6 protein-coding genes are annotated in these 4,954 nt (G+C 55.9%); 1 reads left to right on the top strand and 5 read right to left on the bottom strand.

All coding sequences use genetic code 11. From position 1 onward, the window contains the following. Positions 1-52 precede the first annotated feature (52 nt). The 5 genes from ACXWUF_RS18570 to ACXWUF_RS18550 all read right to left on the bottom strand — a co-directional run bounded on the left by ACXWUF_RS18570 (position 53) and on the right by ACXWUF_RS18550 (position 4,413). Positions 53-520 (bottom strand): hypothetical protein, encoded by a 468-nt coding sequence (locus tag ACXWUF_RS18570; RefSeq protein WP_458496088.1) that lies wholly within the window; start codon positions 518-520, stop codon positions 53-55. Between the two features lie 227 nt (positions 521-747). Beyond that, entirely contained in the window at positions 748-1,005 is a 258-nt protein-coding gene (locus tag ACXWUF_RS18565) for a hypothetical protein (protein WP_458496087.1), read from the bottom strand. A 73-nt stretch (positions 1,006-1,078) separates the two neighbouring features. Then, the gene (aspS, locus tag ACXWUF_RS18560) at positions 1,079-2,872 is read right to left on the bottom strand and encodes an aspartate--tRNA ligase (protein ID WP_458496086.1); all 1,794 of its coding nucleotides are present in this window, start codon (positions 2,870-2,872) and stop codon (positions 1,079-1,081) included. A gap of 365 nt (positions 2,873-3,237) precedes the next feature. Continuing rightward, complete coding sequence (locus ACXWUF_RS18555; protein ID WP_458496085.1) at positions 3,238-3,522, bottom strand: hypothetical protein; 285 nt, start codon at positions 3,520-3,522, stop codon at positions 3,238-3,240. Positions 3,523-4,110: 588 nt separating this feature from the next. Next, complete coding sequence (locus ACXWUF_RS18550; protein WP_458496084.1) at positions 4,111-4,413, bottom strand: FmdB family zinc ribbon protein; 303 nt, start codon at positions 4,411-4,413, stop codon at positions 4,111-4,113. Positions 4,414-4,559: 146 nt separating this feature from the next. Here ACXWUF_RS18550 and ACXWUF_RS18545 point away from each other — a divergent pair. Then, positions 4,560-4,954: NUDIX hydrolase (locus ACXWUF_RS18545; RefSeq protein WP_458496083.1), on the top strand; the 395-nt coding region annotated here is incomplete at its 3' end.

The raw sequence follows: 4,954 nt of genomic DNA, 5'->3' as shown, positions 1-4,954 counted from the left end.
CATCAGTCGCGAATGATGCGGTTCGTTCATTCTTCACTTCATCCTGCAAACTTTATTCATGGCTATCTTGAATAAAGTAGTATGAAAAATTAGAGTAGTTTTGGTCTTGTGTTAGGTCTTCGTACACTGAGAAGAACAGATACAGATTTAGCAGCTCTTGATGTTCGTAAAAAAAATTACGTTTCTCTTGGTTGGTATTGGCTTCTTTGCATCTCTTGTCGAGTTGTTTTGAGCTTGAGATAGCTTTCTTTTCGATTTTCTTTAAAAAGGTTTGATAGCCGTTTGAGATTATCCTTAATATCATGGCTTTACTTTCCCCGGATGTTCTTCCAGACGCTAAAAACTCTTCTTTCGTATCTTCAATAAATGGTTTTGTTTTGCTAAAAAAGGTAGTTAGGCTTTTAAGAAAAGCTATATTGTTTGGGTCAGTTATTTCGATTCTTCTGCATGTTTTATTGTAAAAAACATGCAAGTCATCGTTCGGCACTTCATCCAAAAAAATGATAATGCTTTCTGACATATCTCACTCGTCGTAGCTGGATAGGCATTCGTCAATATGTACATTAACCTCCCTATTCTCATGGAGGGTTTCTTTTGCCTTGTGTGCGGTTCTAGAAGCCGAGCGACACTTGATAACTATTTCGGCAGGTGGGGTCAGGTGATTTCGGAAGGCGTTTCCTACGATTTGATCGAGCATGGCTCTATTTAGCTCCCTATACTTAAACTCGACTACTATGTTTTTCATAATTAGTAATCATTCTTAAGCAAGATTTTCAGAACCATCGTTTCGATTCTTTTCTCAGCAGAGGGCGTTCTAGCTTGGATGTTTATTATTAGATCCAAGCCGCCATCTGGTCCTTTTTTACAAGGATCGATTGGCCTTCCTTCAATATCAAGACAACGCACAGTAGAAAAATTACTCAAGCGACGCATAATCCGAGTAACCTGATCTTTTTGAACATCGTATCCCTTTTCGGATAATATGTTCTTGCTTGTATCGTTCATATCTTTTCCTTTAGTTGTATGGCGATGATATGTCAGGCAGGTCTCCCCGCCCGACATATCTAATTATAACAAACTAACCCGCCTCTCCCTTCGCCGCCTCCGGCGGCTTCCTGAGCCGAATCCCCAACTCCTTCAACTGCGCATCCGTCACCGGCGCGGGCGCGTCGATCATCGGGCACCAAGCCGATTGGGTCTTGGGGAAGGCCATCACTTCACGGATGGAATTGGCCCCCGCCATCAACATCACTAGCCGATCCATGCCGAACGCGATACCCCCGTGCGGCGGCGCACCGTACTTGAGGGCGTTGAGCAGGAAGCCGAATTTCTGCTGGGCCTCCTCCTCGCCGATGCCGAGCAGCCGGAACACCACGTCCTGCATGTCCTGGCGATGGATACGCACCGAACCGCCACCGATTTCCGTGCCGTTCAGCACCATGTCGTAGCCCTTCGACAGCGCCTTGCCCGGATCGGCCTTGAGTTCCTCCACGCTGCACTTGGGCGCGGTGAACGGATGGTGCATGGCGAACCAGCGCCCGTCCTTGTCGTCCCACTCGAACATCGGGAAATCCACCACCCACAGCGGTGCCCATTGGCCCTCGACCAAACCCCGGTCTAGCCCTAACTTGATGCGCAACGCGCCCAGCGCCTCGCTCACCACCTTGGCCTTATCCGCGCCGAAGAACACCACGTCGCCGGTTTCCGCGCCCACCCGGTCCATGATCGCCAGCACCGCGTCCGGCGGCAGGAACTTAACGATGGGCGATTGCAGCCCCTCGATCCCGGCGGCCCGGTCGGTGACTTTGATATAGGCCAAACCCTTGGCACCATAAATGGCGACGTACTGGGTCAGGTCGTCGATTTCCTTGCGGGACAGTTCCGCGCCCTTTGGCAACCGCAGCGCCGTCACCCGGCCATTCGGGTCTTTGGCCGCGCCCGCGAACACCTTGAATTCGCAGTCCGCCACCAAATCCGCCACGTCCACCAGCTTCAACGGAATCCGCAAATCCGGCTTGTCCGATCCATAGTCGCGCATGGCGTCTTCATAGGTCAGGCGCGGGAACGGGTTGGGCAGTTCGACATCCAGCGTCTCTTTGAACAGGCAGCGGATCATCTCCTCCACCAGGTCGGTGATGGCCTGCTCGTCCATGAACGAGGTTTCGATGTCGAGCTGGGTGAATTCCGGCTGGCGGTCGGCGCGGAGGTCTTCGTCGCGGAAGCAGCGCACCACTTGGTAATAGCGGTCCATGCCCGACACCATCAGCAATTGCTTGTAAAGCTGCGGCGATTGGGGCAGGGCGAAGAAATGGTTCTGGTGGGTGCGGCTCGGGACGAGATAGTCGCGGGCGCCTTCCGGGGTGGCCTTGGTGAGGAAGGGCGTTTCGATTTCCCAGAAGCCGTTGGCGTCCATGAAGTTCCGCAACGAGCGGGTGATGTCCCGGCGCATCCTGAGCTTCTGCTGCATGGCCGGGCGGCGCAGGTCGATGTAGCGGTAGCGGAGGCGGGTTTCCTCGCTGACTTCCACCTCGCTTTCCAGCGGGAAGGGCGGGGTTTCGGCCTTGTTGAGGATTTCCAGGCTGGTCGCCAGCACTTCCACCTTGCCGGTGGGCATGTTGGGGTTTTCGGTGCCAGCCGGACGGCTCCGCACTTTGCCGTGGACCTTCAGCACGTACTCGCTGCGGACGCTTTCCGCCAGCTTGAAGGCGTCGGCGTAATCGGGATCGAATACGACCTGGACCAAGCCTTCCCGGTCGCGCAGGTCGATGAAGATGACGCCGCCGTGATCGCGGCGGCGGTGGGTCCAGCCACACAGATCAACTTCCTGATCTAAATGGCTTTCCGTGAGTTCTCCACATTTGTGGCTACGCATGGTTAAAGTTTCCTAAGTGGTTGGAAAAACGGGCGATGATACGAGGCGGGGCGGGGTTGGCACAAGGATTGACGTGGGTCCGGGGCAGATGAAGCGGGCTGGTTTTGAGTTGGACAAGGGGTTAGCCGGAAACCACTTTTCGAGCCTGAAAAAGTATTGCTGAAACCAGCGCGGCGCGTTGGAGCGTAAGCGCCAGCTCGTGCTCCAAGCTAGAAAATCGGCAACGGGGGGCAAAGAAGGGGGGATGTTTTATCGACTACAACCGTTCGTAGTACAGCTTTTTTGTAGGTCGGGCTTAAGCCCGACCTACAGATTACTTACGCAAAGTGGGGTTGCCTAAGTCCTAGAACAGTGTTTATCGCGGATCAGTCGCAGAGGGTGGGACCACCGCAACGGCTTTTCACGCTGGCTTTGCATTTTTCGAGATAGGCTTGGCAGGCCGCCGGGTCATTCTTTTCCGCGCACACCTTGTTTTCTTTCTCGCAAGACGCCGTCAGCTTGTTCAGGCAGATTTCGCACTTGGCTTCGTCCTTGGCGACGATCAGCGGGGCGTCGGTCAGCAGCAGCGGCGCGTCGGCTGAAAACGAGGTGGTGGGAATGAGCAATGCCAGGAACAGCCCCGCGTGGATGGCTGCGTTTCTCAGATTCATAGTGTGCCTCTTGATTAGTAGGTGGGCATCGACTTCGGTCGGATGCCTTGGGCCAACCTGAACTCCGCCGGTGCTTCCGGGCGGGTCTTGGCGGCTGGTTGTTATGGGCGGGCGGAAATTCGCCCGCCCGTATCATGCGCCCGATTGGCGGGGAGGGATATGAAAATCGTAGGCCCGCACCGGGGCGGCGAAACCGGAAGTAAAATACGCCAAGCCATAAAAGGAGGTAGTTCAATGACTCAATTAGAACGCATCCAAACCGAGATAGCCGCCCTGCCCAAGCATGATTTCAAGCAGCTAAGGGATTGGATCGAAGCCAGGGAATGGGAGGATTGGGACCGACAAATCGCGGTGGATTCAGCTAGCGGCAGGCTGGATTTCCTTAAGCGGGAGGCCTTGGAGGCGAGAGCCAAGGGGCAATTACGTGGATTCTGGACTGACGGAGAGCGAAGCTGCTGTTGGATGAAAACCTGTCGCGCCGGATGGTGCCTTAGCAGCGTTACTCAATCATCGCGCCGCCATCGAACAAGCCTTGTTGGGTGAGGACAAGGCTTGTATCGAGATTTACTGGTGCCTTGATTCAAGGCATCAAGAAGCTGAACTTGCCGCTGGCTTCGATTCCGTCTTGGGTGCCTCCGATTTGCCGACATCGGACGACCCCGAGCCGGACGATTCGCCCCCGCCCGCTAGATTCTTCTTCTTATCCTTGCCGCTCTTGAAATCCGTCTCGTACCAGCCGCCGCCCTTGAGCCGGAAGCCCGCCGCCGAAATCAGCTTGGTGAGTTCCAGGTCGCCGCAGGCCGGGCATTCCTTCAAGGGATCGTCGGAAATCTTCTGGATGGCTTCCAGTTCGTGGCCGCAGGATTTGCATTGGTATTCGTAAATGGGCATGGAAATCTCCAAGGATTCGATCAAAAACAACCACGTTATGTGGGGACGTGGGGAACTTTTTCAAGCGGGGCAGGGCGGATGTCGGCCTCAGCGCGTTTGTTCCTACAATGTAACCGGTTTCCGAGTTTCGTTGAGAGAACGCTGTGATGACCCATTCAATCCCTGCCGCGCCCGCTGTTGGGGTCGGTGCCGTGGTGTTCGATCCCGCCGGGCGGGTGCTGCTGGTCTGTCGGGGCAGGCCGCCGAAAGTTGGCTGGTGGACCGTGCCGGGTGGTCGGCTGGAGCCGGGCGAAGCCCTGGCCGACGCCTGCCGCCGCGAGGTGCGGGAGGAAACCGGCCTCGACATCGAGCCGGGTCCGATCATCGCGGTGGCGGAGCGGCAGGCCGAGGGCTTCCACTATGTCATCGTCGATTTCGCGGCGCGGCTGAAACCGGGCCAGCCGTTGCAACCTATTCCCGCCACGGATGCGTCCGACGCCCGCTGGGTGGCGTTGGCGGAGTTGGCGGCGTATCCGTTGGTGGAAGGCTTGCCCGCCGCCCT

This window comes from Methylomagnum sp., assembly GCF_054333355.1.
This window is presented reverse-complemented; position numbering and strand designations above follow the sequence as displayed.

Coding starts and splice junctions, on each gene's coding strand:
- ACXWUF_RS18550 (WP_458496084.1), bottom strand. CDS start 4,413: ATGCCCATTTACGAATACCAATGCAAATCCTGCGGCCACGAACTGGAA.
- aspS (WP_458496086.1), bottom strand. CDS start 2,872: ATGCGTAGCCACAAATGTGGAGAACTCACGGAAAGCCATTTAGATCAG.
- ACXWUF_RS18570 (WP_458496088.1), bottom strand. CDS start 520: ATGTCAGAAAGCATTATCATTTTTTTGGATGAAGTGCCGAACGATGAC.
- ACXWUF_RS18555 (WP_458496085.1), bottom strand. CDS start 3,522: ATGAATCTGAGAAACGCAGCCATCCACGCGGGGCTGTTCCTGGCATTG.
- ACXWUF_RS18565 (WP_458496087.1), bottom strand. CDS start 1,005: ATGAACGATACAAGCAAGAACATATTATCCGAAAAGGGATACGATGTT.